At 39.2% G+C, this 22,435-nt stretch carries 17 protein-coding genes and 2 riboswitches; of the genes, 15 read left to right on the forward strand and 2 right to left on the reverse strand.

Annotation, left to right across the window (positions count from 1 at the left end):
• Window positions 1-140: 140 nt before the first annotated feature.
• Both M3610_RS18520 and M3610_RS18525 read left to right on the forward strand, forming a co-directional pair.
• Window positions 141-1,643: an alanine/glycine:cation symporter family protein gene (locus M3610_RS18520; RefSeq protein WP_098571041.1), complete on the forward strand. Its 1,503-nt coding sequence runs from the start codon at window positions 141-143 to the stop codon at window positions 1,641-1,643.
• Between the two features lie 219 nt (window positions 1,644-1,862).
• Entirely contained in the window at window positions 1,863-3,344 is a 1,482-nt protein-coding gene (locus M3610_RS18525) for a nicotinate phosphoribosyltransferase (protein WP_098571040.1), read from the forward strand.
• Window positions 3,345-3,547: 203 nt separating this feature from the next.
• Here M3610_RS18525 and M3610_RS18530 read toward each other — a convergent pair whose 3' ends face one another.
• Window positions 3,548-3,871 (reverse strand): hypothetical protein, encoded by a 324-nt coding sequence (locus tag M3610_RS18530; RefSeq protein WP_098571039.1) that lies wholly within the window; start codon window positions 3,869-3,871, stop codon window positions 3,548-3,550.
• 188 nt (window positions 3,872-4,059) lie between these two features.
• On the opposite strand from M3610_RS18530, the gene rlmD reads away from it, so the two are divergent.
• The 4 genes from rlmD to M3610_RS18550 all read left to right on the forward strand — a co-directional run bounded on the left by rlmD (window position 4,060) and on the right by M3610_RS18550 (window position 7,941).
• On the forward strand, window positions 4,060-5,439 hold the full coding sequence (rlmD, locus tag M3610_RS18535; RefSeq protein WP_098571038.1) for a 23S rRNA (uracil(1939)-C(5))-methyltransferase RlmD: 1,380 nt from the start codon (window positions 4,060-4,062) through the stop codon (window positions 5,437-5,439).
• A 181-nt stretch (window positions 5,440-5,620) separates the two neighbouring features.
• Window positions 5,621-6,160: a sigma-70 family RNA polymerase sigma factor gene (locus tag M3610_RS18540; RefSeq protein ID WP_098571037.1), complete on the forward strand. Its 540-nt coding sequence runs from the start codon at window positions 5,621-5,623 to the stop codon at window positions 6,158-6,160.
• Complete coding sequence (locus M3610_RS18545) at window positions 6,153-7,571, forward strand: DUF4179 domain-containing protein (protein ID WP_098571036.1); 1,419 nt, start codon at window positions 6,153-6,155, stop codon at window positions 7,569-7,571. The genes M3610_RS18540 and M3610_RS18545 overlap by 8 nt, the downstream gene beginning before the upstream one ends.
• 106 nt (window positions 7,572-7,677) lie before the next feature.
• Window positions 7,678-7,941: a hypothetical protein gene (locus M3610_RS18550; protein ID WP_098571035.1), complete on the forward strand. Its 264-nt coding sequence runs from the start codon at window positions 7,678-7,680 to the stop codon at window positions 7,939-7,941.
• A gap of 70 nt (window positions 7,942-8,011) precedes the next feature.
• On the opposite strand, the gene M3610_RS18555 is transcribed toward M3610_RS18550, so the two are convergent.
• Window positions 8,012-8,554, reverse strand: a complete 543-nt coding sequence (locus tag M3610_RS18555) for an RNA polymerase sigma factor (RefSeq protein WP_098571034.1) — start codon at window positions 8,552-8,554, stop codon at window positions 8,012-8,014.
• Between the two features lie 863 nt (window positions 8,555-9,417).
• Between M3610_RS18555 and M3610_RS18560 the strand changes: the two genes are divergently transcribed.
• The 9 genes from M3610_RS18560 (at window position 9,418) to M3610_RS18600 (ending at window position 22,359) form a co-directional block, all read left to right on the forward strand.
• Window positions 9,418-9,735 (forward strand): hypothetical protein, encoded by a 318-nt coding sequence (locus tag M3610_RS18560; RefSeq protein WP_251461298.1) that lies wholly within the window; start codon window positions 9,418-9,420, stop codon window positions 9,733-9,735.
• A 324-nt stretch (window positions 9,736-10,059) separates the two neighbouring features.
• A complete protein-coding gene (locus M3610_RS18565; protein ID WP_098571033.1) occupies window positions 10,060-13,230 on the forward strand; it encodes an ATP-binding cassette domain-containing protein in 3,171 nt (1,056 codons plus the stop codon).
• Window positions 13,231-13,309: 79 nt separating this feature from the next.
• A riboswitch (cobalamin riboswitch) is annotated at window positions 13,310-13,491 on the forward strand.
• A 179-nt stretch (window positions 13,492-13,670) separates the two neighbouring features.
• Window positions 13,671-15,962, forward strand: coding sequence for a 5-methyltetrahydropteroyltriglutamate--homocysteine S-methyltransferase (gene metE / locus M3610_RS18570; protein WP_251461299.1), 2,292 nt, complete (start codon window positions 13,671-13,673; stop codon window positions 15,960-15,962).
• A gap of 120 nt (window positions 15,963-16,082) precedes the next feature.
• Entirely contained in the window at window positions 16,083-18,260 is a 2,178-nt protein-coding gene (locus M3610_RS18575) for an outer membrane protein assembly factor BamB family protein (protein ID WP_251461300.1), read from the forward strand.
• A 122-nt stretch (window positions 18,261-18,382) separates the two neighbouring features.
• Window positions 18,383-18,491: riboswitch (TPP riboswitch) on the forward strand.
• A gap of 110 nt (window positions 18,492-18,601) precedes the next feature.
• Window positions 18,602-19,246 (forward strand): thiazole tautomerase TenI, encoded by a 645-nt coding sequence (tenI, locus tag M3610_RS18580; RefSeq protein WP_257148359.1) that lies wholly within the window; start codon window positions 18,602-18,604, stop codon window positions 19,244-19,246.
• The gene (gene thiO, locus M3610_RS18585; protein ID WP_251461301.1) at window positions 19,230-20,360 is read left to right on the forward strand and encodes a glycine oxidase ThiO; all 1,131 of its coding nucleotides are present in this window, start codon (window positions 19,230-19,232) and stop codon (window positions 20,358-20,360) included. The genes tenI and thiO overlap by 17 nt, the downstream gene beginning before the upstream one ends.
• Before the next feature lie 10 nt (window positions 20,361-20,370).
• Window positions 20,371-20,574 carry a sulfur carrier protein ThiS gene (thiS, locus tag M3610_RS18590; protein ID WP_098571028.1) on the forward strand — a complete coding sequence of 68 codons (204 nt, stop codon included), beginning with the start codon at window positions 20,371-20,373 and terminating at the stop codon, window positions 20,572-20,574.
• 1 nt (window position 20,575) lies between these two features.
• On the forward strand, window positions 20,576-21,343 hold the full coding sequence (locus M3610_RS18595; RefSeq protein ID WP_251461303.1) for a thiazole synthase: 768 nt from the start codon (window positions 20,576-20,578) through the stop codon (window positions 21,341-21,343).
• Window positions 21,340-22,359 (forward strand): thiazole biosynthesis adenylyltransferase ThiF, encoded by a 1,020-nt coding sequence (locus tag M3610_RS18600; RefSeq protein WP_251461305.1) that lies wholly within the window; start codon window positions 21,340-21,342, stop codon window positions 22,357-22,359. Before M3610_RS18595 ends, M3610_RS18600 begins: the two co-directional genes overlap by 4 nt.
• The last annotated feature ends 76 nt before the right edge of the window (window positions 22,360-22,435 follow it).

The following is a 22,435-nucleotide window of genomic DNA, read 5'->3' on the forward strand; positions in this document are numbered from 1 at the left end:
TGTATAAATGAATGGGAGCGGGACAGCAAGTCTGTCCCATGTCCCTTTCCACAACTTTTTCTGTCTGAAAATTATTAATGTTATAAAAACTAAAAAGTAATACAACTATTTTTTTGAATCGCTTACATAGGAGGGGTAAGATGGAAGAATTGGTGAATAAAGCGTCGGGTATGGTTTGGAGTCTGGGGTTGGTAGCATTTGCACTTGGTGCTGGATTATTCTTTTCTATTATTACGCGTTTTGTGCAAATTAGATATTTTAAGGAAATGATTAAGCTTCTTTTTGATAAGGGTGAACCGGAATCTGGTGTGTCCTCTTTCCAGGCGTTTTGTATGGCTTTAGCTGGTCGGGTCGGTATTGGAAATATCGCTGGAGTTGCTACTGCGATTGCATTTGGCGGTCCGGGAGCAGTTTTCTGGATGTGGATCATGGCTTTATTGGGAGGAGCAAGTGCTTTTGTTGAATCTACTCTTGCTCAGGTCTATAAAGTAAAAGATGGTAACCAATACCGAGGCGGAACTCCTTATTTTATTGAAAAAGGTTTAAAAATGAAGTGGTTCGGGGTGTTGGTTGCGATTGTTGTTACACTGTGTTACGGAATATTAGTTCCAGGTATTCAGGCTAACACGATTGCTGTTGGATTTGAGAACACAATCGGTCTCAATAAAAGCATCACTGGTATCATTCTTGTGGCATTACTTGGCATCATTATTTTTGGCGGTGTTAAGCGAATCGCGTCTGTTGCAGATAAAGTTGTACCTTTCATGGCTTTAGGATATGTGATTGTCACGTTCGTTCTTTTAATTGCTAATGCATCAGAAATTCCAGCAATGTTTGGATTAATCATTTCAAGTGCATTTGGAGCAAATGAAATGTTTGGCGGTATGTTCGGTGCAGCGATTGCCTGGGGTGTTAAGAGAGCTGTATTTTCCAACGTTGCTGGTGTAGGGGAAGGAACTTATAGTTCAGCCGCCGCTGCTGTATCTCATCCGGCAAAACAAGGCCTTGTTCAAGCATTCTCTGTTTATATTGATACGATCGTTGTTTGTACAGCTACAGCACTTATGATTTTAATCACCGGCATGTACAACATTACTCCAGAAGGACAGTCTTCGATTGTTGACAACATCCCAGGTGTGGAGGCTGGTCCGATGTGGACACAAGCTGCTGTAGAAAGCGTTATCCCTGGATTTGGTGGATTGTTTGTTGCGATTGCGATCTTCTTCTTTGCCTTTACAACGCTAATGGCTTACTACTATATTTCTGAAACAACCCTCTTTTACCTTGGAAGAAATAGAAATTTAAAAGGGTTTAAAGCAGGCTTAATGATTCTTTTCTTAGGAATGATCTATATTGGAAGTGTTGAAAACGCATCCCTATTATGGGGACTTGGTGACTTTGGCTTCGGAAGCATGGCTTGGCTAAACCTAGTGGCTATTTTAATGCTAACGAAAACGGCCTTAAAAGTATTTAAAGATTATGAACAACAAAGGAAAGCGGGAATTGAACCAGTCTTCGATCCTGTTAAACTCGGCATTAAAGGTGCTGATTTTTGGGAGGAGAAATTAAAAGAAAGTAATTCAAAAGGTAAGAGGAATATAGAGGAAAGGAAAGTAGGGGCAGGAAATACCTTCCACCTATAAATCGAAAATTCCCTTATATCGGTTGGGACTAGTAAATTAAAAATTTACTGGTCCTTTTCTCGTATGGGATTGTGAATCTAATCCAAAAAAATCAGGCAGGTCACGAATGGGCACTTGGACATTTTGAACAATCGCTAGGAGCCCAAGTTAAATAGACTTCCAGGTGCATTATTGGTTATAATGATGAAAAAGCTGAAATAGTACTTCGGAGGTCAGATGATGAAACACTTTTACCAAGATGATAGTTTAACTCTGCATACGGATCTATATCAGATCAACATGGTGGAAACGTATTGGAGAGATGGAATACATAATAAACGAGCGGTCTTCGAACTATTTTTCCGTAAGCTTCCGTTCGGGAACGGTTATGCTGTATTTGCTGGATTGGAGAAAGTGATTCAGTTTATTAAAGGCTTCCGCTTTAGCGAGGAAGATCTTGAATATTTGAAAAATGAAGTGGGTTATCAGGAGGATTTCATTCAATATCTTAAAGATATCCGATTTACAGGAACTATATGTGCCATGGAAGAAGGCGAGCTTGTTTTCGGCAATGAGCCGATCATCAGGGTGGAAGCCCCCCTTGCAGAAGCTCAATTGATTGAAACAGCTTTGCTTAATATTGTGAATTACCAAACATTAATTGCGACCAAAGCATCGCGTATCAAGCAAGTGGTAGGCGATGAAGTAGCGATGGAATTTGGCACAAGACGGGCACAGGAAATGGATGCGGCGATTTGGGGAACCCGAGCAGCCTATCTTGCCGGTTTTGAATCAACAAGTAATGTCAGAGCGGGAAAGCTGTTCGGTATTCCTGTATCGGGAACGCATGCCCATTCGATGGTCCAAGCATATAAAGATGAATATACGGCCTTCATTAAATATGCCCAAACACATAAGGATTGTGTCTTTCTAGTAGATACATATGATACACTCCGTCTCGGTGTTCCAAATGCAATCAAAGTGGCTAAGGAGCTTGGAGATAATATTAATTTTATCGGAATCCGCCTTGACAGCGGTGACCTTGCTTACCTTTCGAAAGAAGCACGCAAATTGCTCGATGAGGCTGGATTTACTGATGCAAAGATTGTTGCCTCCAGTGATTTAGATGAGTATACGATTATGAGTTTGAAATCACAGGGTGCCAAAATTGACAGCTGGGGGGTAGGGACCAAACTGATTACAGCTTACGATCAAGCTGCGCTTGGGGCGGTTTATAAAATTGTATCCATTGAGGACAATAACGGAAAAATGGAAGATACGATTAAAATCTCATCCAATCCGGAAAAGGTGACAACACCAGGATTAAAGAGGATTTATCGAATTATCAATAATACGAACAACCACGCCGAAGGGGATTATATTGCACTAGCCGATGAAAGGCTCCCTGAAAAACGGCTGCGAATGTTCCATCCAACCCATACGTTCATGAACAAAGTGGTGACCAACTTTACTGCAAAAGAATTACATGTGAGAATTTTTTCTGAGGGGGAACTTGTTTATGAAGTACCTTGCTTGGAAGAATCCCGTGATTATTTAAAGCAAAACCTCGTTGCCCTTTGGGATGAGTATAAGCGGATTACCAATCCGGCAGAGTATCCGGTTGACTTAAGTCAAAAATGCTGGGATAACAAAATGAGGAATATTGAAGAGGTCAAAGATAAAGTTGCGGCCATGAAAGGCGATCAAGAAGAGAGCTTTTAATTAAAAAGGGCAGACTCCTAAGGGGGAGTAATTAATCCCCGCCGGAGGCTGCCCTTCGGTTATTTATGCTTAAAGAAATCTGTAAAGGCATGGAAGATTTCAATTCCCTGGTAGGTAAGCATGCTTGCGGCTGATATGGAAAAAAAGCCAATAATAACAAAGCGTATCCACATTATAATTTCCTCCCTTATCATTGATTGTTATCAGAATGATTCGGGAGCGTCGATCACATAGTTGGATTGATGAAATTTCGGTATCAGAAAAATAAAGCTTCTGATAAAAATGATGGATAGATAAACAAGGGGAGCGGCAACCGCAGCTAGGATGACCGGCAGGACAAAAAGAATGGGTATGTCCATGGGCAGCTTCTTGTCATCGTCCCATTGCCCTTTCACCTTGGCATCATCTAGGTTGATGATGGCCTTGAAATTGGTATGAGAGTGGGAAAGTGAATATGAAAAGTGAAGAAAGGTGAAAGCAAGGAAGGCAAGGAGCAACGGAATGGTGAGGTTATTTTTCATCTTCATCAATATCCACTCCTTCCAATAATGAGATTGTTTTAATCATATACACTTTTATTATATTTGAAAATAAAAACATTCTGACAATTTTCTTGGTTTTTTTGAAAAAAAGGCGCTTGCCACGGCCAAGTTTCGCAATCAACCATGCTTTGTGTTACAATCTTAGCAGTCAAAATGTGAAAAGGAAGAAACGAATGAGCAGAATCTTACCGGTTAATAAAAATGATTTTATAGATGTAGTGTTTGAAGATCTAACCCATGATGGGGCGGGTGTGGCCAAGGTTGATGGGTACCCGTTATTTGTTCCCAACGGACTGCCGGGCGAAAAGGCAAAAGTGAAGGTTATTAAGACGGGCAAAGGGTATGGCTTTGGTCGGTTGGTGGAGTTTTATGAAAAAAGCCCTGATCGAGTCGAGATTGACAGCCGAGATTTCCATAAATATGGAGGCTGTCAGCTCGAGCACCTTAGTTATGAAGGTCAGCTAAGGTATAAGGTAAACCAAGTTCGTCAGGTACTTACACGGATTGGTAAATTAGAGGATGTCGTTGTACATCCCATATTAGGAATGGATCAGCCCTTTCATTACCGCAACAAGGCACAGGTGCCGGTGGGGGAAAAGGATGGTAAATTGATTGCGGGCTTTTTTAAACCAAGGAGCCATGAAATTGTTGATACGAACGAAAGTGTCATTCAACTGCCTGAAATAAATGAAGCAGTTCAGACGGTGAAGGAAATTTGCAGTGAGTTAGGGATTCCTGCCTATCATGAGGAATCACATAAAGGTGTACTCAGACATATTATGGCCCGTTATGGTCAGCAAACAGGCGAACTCATGGTGGTCATTATCACAAGGACGACAGACCTTCCCCAAAAAGACAAGCTAGTGGAGCAAATCGTTGCGCGGCTCCCAAAGATCAAGTCGATTATCCATAATGTGAATTCCAAACGGACGAACGTGATTATGGGGGCGACAACGAACGTTTTATGGGGCAACGAAGTCATTTATGACTATATTGGCGATGTGAAATTTGCAATTTCCGCCCTGTCCTTTTATCAGGTTAATCCTGTTCAAACAAAGGTTTTATATGATAAGGCGCTTGAATACGCGGACCTTAGCGGAGAAGAAAGCGTGATTGATGCCTACTGTGGGATCGGAACGATTTCTTTATTTTTAGCACAAAAAGCACGGAAGGTATTTGGTGTAGAGGTAGTTCCAGAGGCGATTGAGGATGCGAAGCGGAATGCCGCATTAAACGGAATGGAAAATACCGAGTTTGCTGCAGGGGAAGCCGAGGTTGTGATTCCGAAGTGGTATAAAGAAGGAAATGCCGCGGATGTCTTGGTCGTTGATCCACCGCGTAAAGGCTGCGATGAAGCTTTGCTTCAAACAATCATCGAGATGAAGCCGAAAAAAGTCGTTTATGTATCCTGTAATCCAGCTACCCTAGCGAGGGATTTGCGGATATTGGAGGACGGAGGATACAAAACGGTGGAAGTGCAGCCGGTTGATTTGTTTCCGATGACGACGCATGTGGAGTGTGTCGCACAACTCATTTTAAAGGAAGGCAACTAACCCTTTGGGCGTTGGGACATTCTAAAATAGATTGAAATTGGCAGAAACCAAGTATGGTTTCTGTTATTTTTTTGAACTTAGGATTCTATTTGCATGATATGCTTTTCTTTAAAAAAACTTTAACTTTTTGAAACTTTTTTTGAGTATACATTCCACTAATTAGTAAAGGGGGTCATAGAAGATGGAAACGGAAAGCCACCGGCTAGTAAAAAAAGCAATCAAGGGTAATAAGGGCGCCTTTGAAAAGTTAGTTCAAGAGCATTATGAAAGAATCTATCGGACTGCATATCTTTATGTACATAACGAAGAAGATGCGTTGGATGTTGTCCAGGAGGCAACCTATCAGGCCTTTACATCTATTCATTCGTTAAAAAATCCAGAGTATTTTTCGACCTGGTTTACCAGGATTGTCATTCGTTGTTCAGGCAGGGTTCTAAAGAGAAAGAACAATGTTGTTCCGCTGAGTGATGAAATATTGTCGAATCTGCCTGGCCAAGCAAATGTATACATTGAAGAATCCTTACATCTGCTAAATGCAATTAAGGAGCTGAAAGAGAATTACCGTACAGCGATAATACTTTTTTACTATTACGATTACTCAATTAAAACGATTAGCAGTGTCATGGAGATTCCTGAAAGTACCGTAAAAACATATTTAAGCAGAGGGAAAGCCGAATTAAAAAAGTCTTATAACGAGGAGGAGGGCAAGTGCCATGGATAATAAGGAAATGAAGGCAGCAATTGAACAAATACCTGTGCCAAAAGAAAAAGTGTTTGAAGCAATTGATAAGGGCCTCACAAAAGCAAGCCAGGGTAGACATTCGAAGAAAAAGAAGGTTCTGGCAGGTTCGGCCACTGCGGCTGCGCTTCTTGGGATTACGCTTGCATCAGGCTTTATCAACCCAACTATGAACAAAGTATTAGCAAATGCACCTTTAATAGGCGCCCTCTTTCAAGAATTTGACGATTCAACGGGTGTAAATCTGGCAAATCAGGATGCTGTTACTGTATTAAATCAATCCCAAACGAAGAACGGAGTAACAGTGAAACTGACCAGTTCTTATTTTGACGGCAACATTATTTCCATTACCGGATTTGTCGATGAGGGTGTTGAAAGGGGACATAACGAAAAAGGGGAAGTCAGCTTTGATGTAAACTTTGAGGGAAATAAAGGGGATCGCGATCCATGGCTGGGAATGTCGTACGATATCAGAAAGGTGAAAAACGGATACAACTTTCAATGGAAAACAGAATATCCATATGGAAAAATACGAGACCAGTTTACTCTCCCGGTCACCATACATTCTATCAACGGAATTAAGGGTGAATGGAACTTTGATATTCCATTTCAGCAGGACAAAAACACTACACTGGCGATCGAACAGGAACAGGGCTACCCCGATGATGGGGTGAAAATCAAGTTGGAAAAAATACTAACCGCAAAAGCGTCCTCGGCTCTTACTTATGAAATAGTAAAGAAATACCAGGACGATGACATCTATATTTATAAAGCCGTGGATGATAAAGGAAAGGTGTACCGGTTTGACAATGGAACAAAGCTTTCCGAATCTACAGAGAAGGATGGGTTACATAGTACTATCCGAAGAGGAATGACGATTGTGGATAAGGATATCTCTTCTCTAACATTGTATCCGACACTATCGATTGCGGACCCTAAAGTTCAACAGCTATTGGATAAAAAATCTTTTACATTAAATAGTAAACGACTTGGTTTAGGCATGCAGGTAAATGACATTACACAAAAAGAAAATAAACTCATAATCGATTATCAATTCACCGGGCTGTCAATCTCAAAGGGATTAAGCAAGCACCAGCTTGAGTTGTTTCAAAATAACCTGCAGTATGAGTTGCTGTTGGTAGATAAGGATTATATCCGGAAAATTGATCCTAAAAATCCAGTGCCGCCTGAAAATCATAGTATCCGTTTGAATAAAGTTAAAACCATTGATAAGAAGACAGCACACTTCCAATCTACCTTCTATTTAAACGGGGAAGAAAAAATAAAGAGCTTCAAGCTTGAAAATACAATCTTGCAATTCGATTTCTCAAGCTTTGTCCCAGCTAAGGAATTACAACCGTTCACTGTTGAACTCCCCGGGGAAAAAGAATAAACTTATCAATAAATGATTGGAATATAGTTCTCCTTGAAAGTGCTGTTTACTGAAATATCATTTATGGTTTATTATGGAAATTAAGGATATGAAGGGGTGTTTTTAATTGAAGACTATTATTCAATCATTAGTTATTTCTTTTGTAATTCATTTAATCTATATAGCTGGAACCTTGGTAGTTGGCTATATTAAAACAAGGAGTTATAAGCCCGTTATTGATAATAAGTGGGAAAATATAGAAACGCTTCAAAATGAGGTGGCTTTCGGGGCAGTAGGATCTCCGGTGTATTTCCTATTTACCTTCATCGTGGTAGCATTGATTTGCGGATTAACAATTATATCCTATGGGAAAATTGTTGGGTTAAAATAATCAAATTTATACAAGAACAAGATAGGAGAACCTACAATGATTGTAGCTTCTCTTTATTTTATTTTTCAACTTATTCAAATTGCAATGCATGTAAGTTGTTTTTTAATAGTAGTTTCCCTCTATGTAATCTTGTTTTTATCGTACTATAATTTACCTTTAAACTATTGCTTATTTCCTTATAGCTTAAGTCATCTAAATAATAAAGAGTTATTACTTCTTTATAGATTTCAGGTAATTGGTTGATTTCAGTAATAATTTCCAGTATTAAATTCTTATTCAATACTACAAATTCTGGTGTGAATTCCATTGAAGGCATATTTTCAACTAACGAAGAAGCAATTAACGACTGTTTATACGATCTTTTCCTTAGAACATCTATGCATTTGTTTGCAGTAATTCGATAGATCCAAGGTTTAATAGAATCACCTCTTAAGGTGTGTAGTTGCTTATAACAGGTTAAAAAGACTTCTTGCGAAATATCTTTTGCACTCTCAATATCTTTCATATAATAATAGGCTAATCTTTTTACATCATTTTCATATTTCTCAATAAGCCAAGTTGCTATTTCCTCTTTATCTTTAAGGTTATTTCCTATCAAAATATTTCCTTGCATAATAAATTCCCTTTCTTGCTGAGCAAACAGGTCTAAAGTGGTTTATTACCCTTTAACTATTCTAACATAAAACAAATGGAATTTATGTATTATTTTTACAATTATGGGTTTAATGCTCAACTAGGTAACTACTTTTCATTTCTATTAGCGAATGATAAAAGGAAGCTATTAAAAAATCAGATAGCAAAGGTAAAATAAGCGGAGAATTTCCGGCTATATGCAGAATGGAGCTCGTTTCAGGGTAAATAAGGGAAGGTTTTCCGCTTATGCGAGGAAAAATCCCCCATTTTCACGTATTTCAAGTAAATAGGCGGAATTTCTCCGTCTATTATTGCTTTTTTTAATAATAATTTCTAATTAAGCGGAATATTTCCGTCTATTTATCAGTTCAGTTGCTTAACCTGATCCCCAACCGAAAAGTGAGGACCCTCTTAATCCTAGATGCGGGAATCAGCAGCTTAAGGATCTTGAATTAAGAAAGCGTTCACACAATTGTAGAAAACCTTTTGAAAAGACTAAAATTAAGAGAATTCTAATGTGATATTATTTTATCTGTAGGAGGTAGCAAATGGAGGTATGAATTTTGTTACTTCAATCCTTCATAATTTTCCCCATCAAAACAATGATCCCCTGAAATCCTTAAAGAATGATAACAACTAATTAATTATCCAACGTTTCTGCACACCTCTTAATCGCATCTTCACATTTTTCTTCCTGACCATTCTTTTTCCATCCTTATGTTTCAGCCAAAATATCTCAATCTATAAACAAACTTGAAAGGAGTGGTAAGCAATGTAAACTTCTTATTTACATTTATAAGCTTTCTATGTTTACAAATTAATATTTAAAAGGAGACTAAATAAATGGGCCACGATATATCAGGATACAATAAAGCAGGAGAAGAAATTGCTTATGCACGTTTTAGCATGGGGAATTATAATGCAACCATACTGTATAGTTTACTTGATGCAAATCATTACTATGCAGGAGTTAGTGGGTCTGGCGGCAGTGCTACTTTTTCAATACAACAAATTGAAAAGGCTCTGAATGCCTACAAGAAATTATATAATAATGACGATTCCAAATCAGAAAGTGATTTGATCAATTGGGATCAAAACCAAATCAAGAACTTTATACTAAACTGTTTAGCAACAGCACGAAAAGAAAAGAAAAGAATGTAAGAGTGTATTTTGGCTAAAATTTTTTAAGCCTGTTTTCTGAATTCCTCCATTTCGCGACTAATACTACTTCCATATTTAACAATATGCATGCATCTCCAGCCCATTTTCAGAATTTCTTTTATCCCACAAAAAACACCTACTAAACTTAGACATTTAAAGATCATCCCATCTAATCAAAGGGCGCTTTTCTTGAAGAAAGAAGGCGTCTTTTTGTATGCCCCAAATTAATTTAAGAGGATAATAAACGACAAAATGAATAGAATGTTCATTTGAAGTTGTGCTAATATGGCAATACTAGATTTAGAGAAGGGGGTTGGAAATCCGATGAAGATAAATCAATTGATTGCCAACAATATTAACCGTTTAGATGCTGTCTTGCCGGAAGATCAGACGCTCGGAATTGCTGGTTTGTCCGGATCTGGTAAAACCACTTTTTGTCAAACCATTGGTGAAGAATCTAAGAAGCGGCTCGTGTCCTTATTGCCTAAGGCTGAATACCAGTATTTATTTCCTAATATAATGGAAACGAATTTTAGTGCCATCAAGATGGAAGACATGCCTTTAGTTCTTTTTTTAGGGAAATCATCGATTTCTTCTAATCCGCGTTCAACGATTGGCACACATACGGGCGTTTTTAAAGATATTCGCGTTAGGCTTGCTGAAAAATTTCATCTTTCGCCAGAAGTTTTTTCCTTTAATAATGCACTAGGCTGGTGTCCTGAGTGTAAAGGACGCGGTACCACGAAAAATGTTGAATGTAAAAAGTGTGAGGGCAGGCGTTATAATCCGGAAGTTGAGCAAAAAAGAATAGAATTATGGAATAAACCACATAGTATTTCCGATATCAACAACTTAAGCATTGAATCGATTTTTTCCCTTTCAGAGGAATTACATATTAGCGAAGCGAAACAACATATTCTTAAAAATATTATCAATATGAATATTGGATATTTAACATTAAATCGGATCATGGGTACCTTGTCAGGTGGGGAAATAACACGGCTCTACTTGGCTGAATTCATGGCAGCTAGTGAAAATACTGTGATTATTATTGATGAAATTTCTGTTGGTCTTGATCATCAAACCCTTTTGAAAATTTTAAAACAGATTAAACAATTGGGCTATAAGAATCAGATTTGGCTCATTGATCATTCTGATACGGTGCTAGATACGGCTGATGAGCAATTGTTCTTTGGACCTGGCAGTGGTAAATACGGCGGGAAAATAGTCGAAGAATCACCTCGTCCCAAACCTGTTTTTTGGGAACGAAATCAGGCAATGCCAATAGATTACTATCAATTTCAAAACCTTTACTGTCGTAATATTCAAATGGCTGAAATTCAGATTCCGAAAAATAGACTTGTAACCTTTACGGGTGAGTCTGGATGTGGTAAATCGACCCTTGTCAATGAGTGTATCTCTAAGGATTTTCTAAAGCGATATCCAAAAGATAAACTGGTCATGGTAGGGCAGGATCGAAATCAATCGATTACCAGCCGGTCAACCGTTGCGACGTTTCTTGATATTAAAAGGAAACTCACGAAATACAGCGACGAAATTGATGATATTTTTCAGCGCTCCATTGAAGACATTATTGAGGACCTTCCAAATGAAGACATCGCTCATAAACGCTTGAGCTTATTAATCAAACTTGGACTTGGGTATTTGACACTAGAAAGGAAAACACAGTCCTTATCGACCGGTGAATTTCAATGTGTTCATTTAGTTTCTGAGCTGTTTTCAAACGCAAGAAACCCACATACCCTGTTTATTTTTGACGAGCCTTCAAAGGGGTTATCACAAAATATTTTAAACCAATTCATTGATAGTATCAGGGGAATACTAAAAGATGAATCTATCTCCATCATGATGATTGAACATAATGCCTATATGCTAGAAAGCTCTGATTTTATCGTTGATTTTGGGAAAAGACAGCTGGAACCTGTCAGGTATCTAGATGTCATCAGTCATGATGATTATTTTCGTCAACATAATTGGACAAATAGTGTTTCTTCCTTGCATATTTCTTCAACACTAGATTCAAAGAAGGGCATTAACTACTTAAAAGAAAATCATATTAGCTATTTTAAAAACGCAGAAAACGTCTATAAAGGCGGTATCTTGAAAAGCTTATCATCAATGGCCCGTTTGATTTATGGTGAATATGAATCTGATAAAATCGCACCCGTTATCGCGATTGACCTTGAAAGACATTTGTATAGTCAATATAGTTTTCTCTATGAAATCGGTGGATTGATCAACCATATTGTGGCTGCACATCCAACCATTAAAGATACAAGGAGCTTCGATTTCTTTAGTCAAGAAAATCACTGTCCAAGCTGTTCGGGTCGCCTAGAAATCGAAAGGTTTGATTTTGATGTGGTCATTCAAGACAAAACAGTGCCATTTTGGGAAGGCTTATTACATCCAGATGTAATGGAAGTTTTAAAATATTATCAATATCCGAAATTGCAATTCCTTTTTGATGAGATCAAGAATGAACTTGGTCATGATATTAGTAAAAGCTACAATGAGATGACAGAAGCTGAAAGACATACTTTTTTATACGGCTATTGGGAAAAGTCATTTTATGATAAAGCAGGCAAGACGCAGAGAAAATGGGAAGGCTTCAATATCATCATTGGGCGGTATATGTTCATTTCGAAATCCATTATTAAAGAGCATATGAAAGCATCAAAAGAGATGATTGCCTGTCCAATCTGTCAAGGAACCGTGCTAAACCACCATAAAAAACTAAAGTTTGGTGACACGGATATTCGCGAGATTATTCATCAACCTATTGATCAGGTCATTAAAACAGTAGGGAAGTTACCAGAGTTTGAAAAACTAAAAGCAATTGTTGGCGGCGATATGGCACTTACGGAAGATGTCTCCTTACTTCCTAGGGAAACACAAGTATCGCTGAAAATGCTTGAATTAGAACTAGCAAGCTTCGCCGGTTATGAAATGGTATTACAAAATGTTTTACCATTCTGGGATAGAATTAAAGGCAATATCGAGGCAATAAGCAGCAAAAATCTGATCACAATCTGTGATTTTGCCAATATTGACGAAACTAGAGAAACCATTATTGATAAGTATTTTGCCAATGGAAAATACAAAAAACTAACATATGTCTATGAAGCGTTTGGTTACAAAAAAATTGTCACCCAGATTAATAAGATTAAAGCAGGTCATCCGTGTCCATTCTGTAAAGGAAAGAAAGTAATTTCTGAAGATAATCTCCATGATGGCGTGTTTAAATTAACGATCCCATGTGTGAGTTGTCATGCGAGCGGCATCAATGAAGAGGGCCGAAAGGAAATAGTCGAGGGCATACAAGTACAAACATGGCTAACTGGTAACGTAAGTGATGTTGTTGCTGAAAGTTTATGTACGGAGGCAGTTGCAGATATTCCTATTTTTAATCGTATTCGTGAGTTGAATAAGCGAGAAATGATGGCGGTTTATCAATGTCTAGAGCAAAATAATTAAATTCTAAGCATGTTAATCTGACCCTTTTTCAGAAAATTATGTACACCAAATTTATAATATGTTATAGTTAGTGAAAATTCCATATCGTGTAAGAATTGGTGCCAAGCTAAGGCTTGGCTTAAAAGGGAAGAACGGTGTAATTCCGTCGCTGTCCCGCAACTGTAAATCGGAGTGAATCACAAATACCACTGTCTATTCGACGGGAAGGTGTGAGGAACTATGATGATGAGCCAGGAGACCTGCCAAATTCCAGTACACACCAAATACCTACGTGGAAATAGGTGGTGACATTCATTTGTACGACAAACGAGTTATGAGTATCAATGTTTTTGCATGTCATTTAAACATAACTTTAACTTGATTGTAGAGCCATTTCCATTTTGCGGAGATGGCTTTTTTGTATTTGGGAATTTTGTAAAAATAATAAGGAGGAATGAAGAATGAATTTAGTAAGTACAGCGATTGGTTACCCGTACATTGGTGATAACCGGGAGTGGAAACGGTGTGTAGAATCTTATTGGAAGTCCGCGATATCAGAGGAGCAATTTAGTTTAGAGATGAAAACGATTCGATTAAATAATTTGAAACGCCAACAATCATTAGGCTTGGATTTACTAACAGTTGGTGATTTTACCTTTTATGACCGGATGCTAGACCATGCGGCAATGTTCGGAATGGTTCCAAATCGTTATCAGTGGACAGGCAATGAAGTAAATCTATCAACCTATTACGCAATGGCACGCGGGGGAAAGAATGTAGTAGCATGTGAAATGACAAAGTGGTTTAACACCAACTATCACTACATCGTTCCTGAGTATGAAGGCCAGTCATTAAGATTAACGAAGAATTACATCTTAGATTATTTCTTAGAAGCCAAACAGGAATTAGGTCTAATGACAAAGCCTACTTTAATCGGTCCTTTTACTTTTGTGAAATTAGCGAAAGGATACGATGCCAAATCGAAAGCATTGTTTATTTTAAAACTTCTACCGCTCTATGCACAAGTATTGCAGCAACTTGTAAATGCAGGTGCTCAGTGGATTCAAGTGGAAGAACCCGCTTTGGTCCTTTCACTTACAGCAGATGATGTAAAACTAGTCCAGGAGATTTACAAACAATTAGCAGAACAAGTACCAGCTGCCCGAATCATGTTACAAACCTATTTTGAAGGACTATCAGTGTATGAAGAGCTATCTCATTTACCGGTTGCGGGGATTGGACTTGATTTCATCCATGGTTCTGAAGAGAATATGGCTTCACTTCGAAAACACGGCTTCCCACAAGACAAAGTATTAGGAATTGGCATCGTAAATGGACGGGATATTTGGCGGGCGAATTTGGCTGAAAAAGCATTTAATATAAAAGCTATTTTATTATTAAGCGGTGTAAAAGAAGCTTGGATTCAGTCTTCATGTAGTTTACAGCATGTACCTGTGACAACGAAGGCAGAAACTCGCTTAGATGCCACTTTAAAAAATGCTCTATCATTTGCTGATGAGAAAATTGTAGAGCTGACACAGTTAACAGCCTATGTGTGTGACGAGGCGTGGGCAGGAAATAAGAGTGTGTCACAAAGTATGAAAGCAACCCAAGCATTAGCGCAGCATGAGGCGAGGAAAAATGCACGGGTGAAGGGGCTTGAATTACAAGTAAAACCCGAACATTTTGCCCGTCCATTGACATTTAATGAACGCCAGCCTCTACAGAAGGTGGCATTAAATTTACCAGATTTTCCAACCACAACGATTGGCAGTTTCCCTCAGTCGGATCAAGTAAAACGTACACGCACAACCTGGCGGAAAAAGGAACTCACCGACGCTGAATACGCAGCGTTCTTGAAGGGTGAAACAGCTCGTTGGATTCAAATTCAAGAAGAGATTGGACTGGATGTTTTCGTCCATGGTGAATTTGAGCGAACGGATATGGTTGAATATTTTGGAGAAAAACTAGAAGGGTTTGCTTTTACAGAAAAGGCATGGGTGGTATCCTATGGTTCACGCTGCGTAAAACCACCAATTATTTTTGGTGATGTCGAGTGGGTCGCTCCAATGACCGTGAAGGAGGTAGAAGCGGCCCAGCAATTAACGTCTAAGTATGTGAAAGGGATGTTAACAGGTCCTGTCACCATCTTAAATTGGTCTTTTGTCCGTGATGATATTTCACGTGAACAAGTAGCCAGCCAACTCGCCTTAGCGCTGAGAGAAGAGATTCAAGCGTTAGAAGATGCAGGCATTGCGATAATTCAAGTAGATGAACCTGCATTGCGTGAAGGATTGCCATTACGTAAAGAAAAATGGTCGGAATATTTGGCGTGGGCGGTTAATGCCTTTAAGTTAGCCACCTCCAGTGTGAAAAATGAAACGCAAATTCATACCCATATGTGTTATTGCGAGTTTAATGACTTTATTGAGCCTATTCGTGCCCTTGATGCAGATGTTATTTCCATCGAAACGTCTAGAAGTCATGGAGAGTTGATTCAATCTCTTAAGCATAATCCATACGAACTTGGGATTGGTTTAGGAGTGTACGATATTCATAGTCCACGAGTGCCCAGTGTAGAAGAGATTAGTGCGATATTAAAAGATAGTGTCGAGGTTATTCCGAAAGAACAGTTCTGGGTGAATCCTGATTGTGGTTTAAAAACACGTCATGAAGAAGAAACCATTGCATCGCTTAAAAATTTGGTGACAGCAGCCCGGAAACTCCGCCAACAGCAGCATCAAACGATTTAAACTGTAAGAGCCTTTTCCATTTTTGGGAAAGGCTCTTTGGGTTGTTTAATTAAACATCACCACCTAGGCAAATGTGCATAAAATGATGCAAGCACAATAATGGAGGTGTGATGTTCCCAAATGATGTTCCATCATGATTATAGAAATAATTCTTCAGATATTTATAGACAATACAAGCAATTACAGGCTCAAAATGAACAATTAAGAAAAAGAATAAAAGAATTAAAGGGACTTCTAAGGAATCAGAACCTAAGGGCAGATGACCAAAACTGGGAAATGCATTTAGCTGACCAAGGAAATACCAATTATTCTAGTGCCGCCTTGCCTGCTGATTTGACGTTATTGACGTTATTGACGTTAAAGAAAGATCCCTTTAATAACGCTTCTGCGTTGTTTAGTGTAAATCGCAATCAGCTGTATTCGGCGGAACGGATTTCAAAAAAAGTACTCTCTGCCACTGACTTAGATACCTATAAAGAGAGATGGAATTTTTCAATAGAAGAGCAGAATGGGTTTCTTGACTTGATAGCAAGAGACGGAGTGATTTACACTTCAACGATGACTAAAATTTATGCGATACAGGATAACGGTACCTCTCCACAGACACTTTGGACCGTTGATAGCTTTGCGAATCGTCTCTTAATTGACCAGAATACCTTATATTATTTAACGAGAACTACCGAAGGTTTCGATGCAATTGGTACGGTAGATGTAACTACGGGTAAAAAGAGATGGAGTTATCCCCTTAAATTCCAAGAGCGGTTGGAAGGGGTTTTCGCTGCTGGTGATAATCGACTGTTTGCAAATATACGGAATCCAGTTCAAATGACATCCAAAATGTATGCATTCGATGCATCGACGGGCACGGTGCTTTGGACATTTGATCTGGATTCAAGCCTCCCTATTTATGGGGCACCAGTCTATAAAGATGGAAAGCTTTACTTCGAAACGAAACCGGCGGCAACAAGAAATATTTGGGCATTAGATGCTGCAAGTGGAAGAACATTATGGAAGTTTAGCCCTACGGGTATGTTTACACAGCCTCTTTCTGTAGTGAGTGATTCCTTAATTGTTCTTGATGAGGCCAATATTATCGCGGTAGACAAAAATACCGGAGTACAGAAATGGAAGACCTTGTATGCAGAACAATTTGTTGCTGGTGGACTTCAGACCATTAAAGGGGCAAGTGGAATGGTCGTAGCCTCCGATAGAATTATTTTGGGAAATTACAACAAAATTAAATTCTTTAATAGCGCAAATGGTCAGCTTATTTATTCCACTCTTCAACTAACACCTACTACAGGCGCGTCTGGCTTGCGCCCAATCGGCGTCATCAAGGACACCATTTTTGTAACAGAGACGAATCAATTTCTATATACGTACGCTGTGCCAAAAACATCCCAGTTAGATACAGAAAAGCCAACGGCAACGATCGATTTGCCAGCAGTCAGTCAGCTTTCTATGCAGGATGGAAAGAACCAAATTAAAATTCCCATCACCATAAGTGAAACGGCAGATATGGAGGTAACCATTGTTGATGAAAGCGGCTGGGTAGTTCAGACTTGGTTAGGACGCTACTTGAAGGGGACAGCGAATTTTTATTGGGATGGAAAAAACAGCCGTGGCTTTAATGTAATCCGTGGAAATTACTATCCAATTGTAAAACTCACCGATCTTGCTGGGAATAAGAATGAATATACAGCACGTGACAAATCCATTCTGATTACAGAAGGTTTCGGTTTAACCTTGAAAAATTCCAACTTACGCTCGGCAGCCACCACTCAAAGCACCATCCTAACAACAATCCCTGCTGGTTCAGAAGTGGTGATAACTGGAGAAACGGGTGATTGGTATCAAATTGAGTACAGGATTATCAGTGCGGTTCTGAAAGGATATGTCTCCAAACCATTAATTAAAGTTCCATCCAATCAGGAGATTCAAGCAATCGAAAAGGCGAGGACAAGGACAAACGTCAATGTTAGAACCAATCCTGGAACTCAGTATGATACAAAGATTGTGCTTCCGATGAATACAGATATAAAAATTTATTCCGCAATCGGAGACTGGTATTCAATCGAATACAAGAAAGACAGCAGTACTTTGGATTCTGGGTATGTAGCAAAATTTACTGTAACCCTCCCAACGGTATCAACTGTTGTTTACACCGTTGTTGCGGGCGATTCTCTCTGGAAAATTGCCCAGAAGAATGGGGTTACGATTGACTCCATCGTTAAAGCCAATAACCTCGATCCTAATCAACCAATCTACATTGGCCAAAAACTAACCATAGTAAAATAATCCTTTTCCATGCATAGGTGAGAGATCAGAATATATGAAAGGTATAAAAAGAATTTATTTGACATTTCTAATCGACGTGTTAACATTATCCATGCAAGGGAATTTTTAAAAATGAATAGATAACAATCCGCTAGAGGTGCCTTTTTAAAGGGCTGAGATTGAAGTGATACTTCGGGACTCTATGAACCTGATCTGGGTTATACCAGCGTAGGGAAGTGGAAACATGGATATTTGAAGGATCATGTTTATATTTCAAATTATCAACCACTTTCTTATCAAAAGGAAGTGGTTTTTTGTTTTTCACTTTATTTCATTGAGCTTCAGATTCTGGATTATAGGGGGTGACTTGTATTTTAACTAGTGTTAAAGAGTTACATATTATATCCAATGGTCAAATGCCGATCGAGCAGCTATGTGAAATTGTCATGGATATTCATCCGTATGTAACCGCGATTCACTTACGCGAAAAACAAAAAACAGCGAGGGAACTTTTTCAAGCAGTGGAACTTCTAACAATGACAAACCTGCCGTTATTAAAGATTATCATCAATGATCGTGTGGATGTTGCCTTAGTTACAAAGGCTGGCGGGGTTCAATTAGCTTTTCATAGTTTAGATGCAGCCATTGTCAAAGGGAATTTTCCTCAGCTTAGGGTAGGAAGTTCCATCCATTCCTACGTGGAGGGACAAAAAGCAAAAGAAAAGGGTGCTGATTACGTCCTTTTCGGTCATGTCTTCCCTTCGCAATCAAAACCAGGAATGCCCCCTAGAGGTCTTGATGAATTATCAAGGATTACACAATTAGAGGTTCCGGTTATTGCCATTGGAGGCATAACTCCCGAGAATACAGGGCGGGTACTAGATGCTGGGGCAAAAGGAATCGCTGTCATGTCAGGAGTATTAGAAGCTCGCGATCCATTAGTAGCAGTAAAGGCTTATTTAAATGTATTAAGAGATGGAGATGGAACAAGTGGGAAATTCATTTGATGTTGCCATTATCGGAGGGGGGATTAACGGATCCTCTATTGCCTATCAACTATCAAAAATGGGCAAAAAAGTAATCATAATTGAGAAGGATAGATTGGCTTGCCAAGCTTCCAGTGCGGCGGCTGGTATGCTGGCAGCACAAGCGGAGATTGAACAAGATGGTCCTTTATTCCAATTGGCATTAAAGAGTCAAGCAATGTTTTCTACACTATCAAGTGAGTTATATGAATATACAGGAATTGATATCGAGTTTGTGAATAAAGGAATGCTGAAGATTGCAGAAACGGAAGAAATAGCAATAGAAGTAAAAAAACAGGTCAACTATCAAAGGAATTGGGATCCAATGATAAAATGGCTGGATTCAACGGAATTACTAGAAATGGAACCGTCTTTGGCACCAAGTGTTGTTGGAGGTATGTATCTCCCTAACGATGGACATGTGCAGCCAGCAAAGTTAACAAAAGCGTTTGCAAATGCGGCTGTTTATTTCGGAGCGGAAATTCGTCAAAATACGGAGGTTCTTTCATTTATTTTTGAAAACGGTCAGGTTAAAGGGGTTAAAACGACCAATGGTGTCATACATAGTGAACAAGTTGTCGTGGCCACCGGAGCTTGGGCAGCGAAATTAATGCGTGAATCGGGGCTGGACATTAGCGTGTATCCTGTTAAAGGAGAATGCTTTTCCGTTCGAACGGAGGAGCCGATTATTAACACGACTATTTTTTCCGACAAACGCTGTTATCTGGTACCAAAACGCAATGGGGAAATTTATATTGGTGCTACCATGATTGAAAATACCTTTGATAACAAGGTTACCCCCGAAGGGATTGCTTCATTAATAGAAAGAGCGACTCAACTAGTCCCTCAGATTAAGGAAGCAGCATGGGAGCGAGTGTGGTCAGGATTCAGACCGCAGACAGGCGATGGAATCCCTTATATTGGCGAGCATCCAAGCTGTAAGGGATTGTTCGTTGCAGCAGGGCATTTTCGAAATGGGATTTTATTAAGCCCTATTACAGGGAAAATAGTAGCTGACCTATTAGCAGGTAGACAGCAAGATGAGGCACTTCTCGCAGCTTTTCACCTTGAAAGACACAAAGAGACAGTTGGTTAGGAGATTAAAAATGGAAGTAATATTAAATGGCGAGTATATCCAATTACCAGAGCATGTTGTATTTGTTTCAGATGTTCTCAGGCATTATGAAATCCAGGATAAGGTCATTGTTGTGGAAGTAAATGGTGAAATCTTAACCAAAATAGATCACCAAAGTACTAGATTAGCAGATAAAGATCGAATTGAAATAGTCCATTTTGTAGGAGGCGGTTGACATGTTAAAAATAGGTTCATTATCCTTTCAATCTCGTTTGTTTCTAGGAACAGGAAAGTATCCAAGCTACGACATCCAAAAGGAAGCAGTGGAAGTTTCCAAAGCAGAAATCCTCACGTTCGCGGTAAGACGAATGAATATTTTTGAATCAAGTCAGCCCAATTTTTTAGAACAGCTAGACACCAATAAATATACGCTGCTGCCAAATACAGCAGGTGCGAAAACAGCGGCAGAGGCCGTCCGTATCGCAAAATTAGCAAAAGCATCTGGCCTCTGCGATATGATTAAGGTGGAAGTGATTGGCTGTAATCAAACATTACTTCCTGACCCGATTGAAACCCTAAAGGCGACAGAAGAATTAGTAAAGGAAGGATTTATTGTCCTCCCTTATACCTCAGATGATGTTGTTTTAGCTAGGAAACTTCAAGAAGCAGGCTGTCATGCTGTCATGCCAGGGGCCTCGCCAATTGGATCTGGTCAAGGTATCATCAATCCCGTAAACCTTAGCTTTATTATCGAACAGGCTGTCGTTCCTGTTATTGTGGATGCTGGGATTGGCTCACCAGCCGATGCGGCTTTAGCGATGGAATTAGGAGCCGACGGCGTCTTATTAAATACGGCTGTGTCAGCGGCTAAGGATCCGGTAAAAATGGCAAAAGCAATGAGACTAGCGATTGAAGCTGGACGTTTAGGCTATGAGGCTGGCCGAATCGAGAAAAAGAGATATGCTTCAGCAAGCAGTCCAAAGGAAGGAATGAGTATCGGGTGATTAATCGGTACTCACGACAAGAACTTTTTTCACCCATTGGAAAAGACGGGCAGCAGCGAATTTCCGATAAACATGTACTCATAATTGGAATGGGAGCACTCGGATCAGCATGTGCCGAAGCACTTGCCCGCGCTGGGATTGGTAAACTAACCATTGTTGATCGTGATTATGTAGAATGGTCCAATTTACAGCGGCAGCAGTTATATACAGAGGAAGATGCCAAAAATCGAGTTCCTAAAGTAATAGCGGCCAAAAACCGCTTAACAGCGATAAACTCTTCTGTGAAAATAGAGGTAATCATTGCGGATGCCTCTGTGTCAGAGCTGGAAGACTGGGCCAAAAACGTTGATCTTATTATGGATGCAACGGATAATTTCGAAACAAGAATGATCATTAACGATGTATCCCAAATGTATGGTGTCCCCTGGATTTACGGTGCTTGCGTTGGAAGTTATGGAATCTCCTACACGATCATTCCTGAGAAAACACCTTGCCTTTCTTGTTTAGTAGAAACCGTTCCTCTAGGAGGATTAACCTGTGATACAGCTGGAATTATTAGTCCAGCTGTGAACATGGTCGTTTCTTTTCAAATAAGTGAAGCATTGAAAATCTTGGTGGGTGACTTGGATTCATTGCGAAATAAACTTGTTTCTTTTGATTTATGGAAAAACCAATATAGTTCCATACAAGTAGATAAGTTGAAAAAGAGGGATTGTCCTTCATGCGGGGAAGAACGTACTTACCCTTATTTATCATTCGAAAATCAAACCAAGACAGCCGTCCTATGTGGAAGAGATTCAGTTCAGATACGTCCTGCGATTCCAATGGTTCGTGATTTGGAAGCTTTAGAAAAATTATTTGCGATTCGAGGGGGAGCCGTGGAGCGAAATCCCTACCTTTTATCGTATACTGTGAATCCTCACCGATTAGTAGTTTTTAGAGACGGAAGGGTTTTAGTGCACGGAACGAAGGATATTTCCAAAGCAAAGGCTCTATACCATAAATATTTGGGTTAATAAAAAAGCAAATAGACTAAACAGAAAAAATTAATTGAATATTTTTACAAATGGGTATAGTATTAAAGGTGGATAT

It is taken from the genome of Neobacillus sp. MER 74 (assembly GCF_023714155.1).

Bases quoted from the DNA above. Each gene is read 5' to 3' on its own strand.
- M3610_RS18520 (WP_098571041.1), top strand. From the start codon at position 141: ATGGAAGAATTGGTGAATAAAGCGTCGGGTATGGTTTGGAGTCTGGGG.
- M3610_RS18525 (WP_098571040.1), top strand. From the start codon at position 1,863: ATGAAACACTTTTACCAAGATGATAGTTTAACTCTGCATACGGATCTA.
- M3610_RS18530 (WP_098571039.1), bottom strand. From the start codon at position 3,871: ATGAAGATGAAAAATAACCTCACCATTCCGTTGCTCCTTGCCTTCCTT.
- rlmD (WP_098571038.1), top strand. From the start codon at position 4,060: ATGAGCAGAATCTTACCGGTTAATAAAAATGATTTTATAGATGTAGTG.
- M3610_RS18540 (WP_098571037.1), top strand. From the start codon at position 5,621: ATGGAAACGGAAAGCCACCGGCTAGTAAAAAAAGCAATCAAGGGTAAT.
- M3610_RS18545 (WP_098571036.1), top strand. From the start codon at position 6,153: ATGGATAATAAGGAAATGAAGGCAGCAATTGAACAAATACCTGTGCCA.
- M3610_RS18555 (WP_098571034.1), bottom strand. From the start codon at position 8,554: ATGCAAGGAAATATTTTGATAGGAAATAACCTTAAAGATAAAGAGGAA.
- M3610_RS18560 (WP_251461298.1), top strand. From the start codon at position 9,418: ATGGGCCACGATATATCAGGATACAATAAAGCAGGAGAAGAAATTGCT.
- M3610_RS18565 (WP_098571033.1), top strand. From the start codon at position 10,060: ATGAAGATAAATCAATTGATTGCCAACAATATTAACCGTTTAGATGCT.
- metE (WP_251461299.1), top strand. From the start codon at position 13,671: ATGAATTTAGTAAGTACAGCGATTGGTTACCCGTACATTGGTGATAAC.
- M3610_RS18575 (WP_251461300.1), top strand. From the start codon at position 16,083: ATGATGTTCCATCATGATTATAGAAATAATTCTTCAGATATTTATAGA.
- thiS (WP_098571028.1), top strand. From the start codon at position 20,371: ATGGAAGTAATATTAAATGGCGAGTATATCCAATTACCAGAGCATGTT.
- M3610_RS18595 (WP_251461303.1), top strand. From the start codon at position 20,576: ATGTTAAAAATAGGTTCATTATCCTTTCAATCTCGTTTGTTTCTAGGA.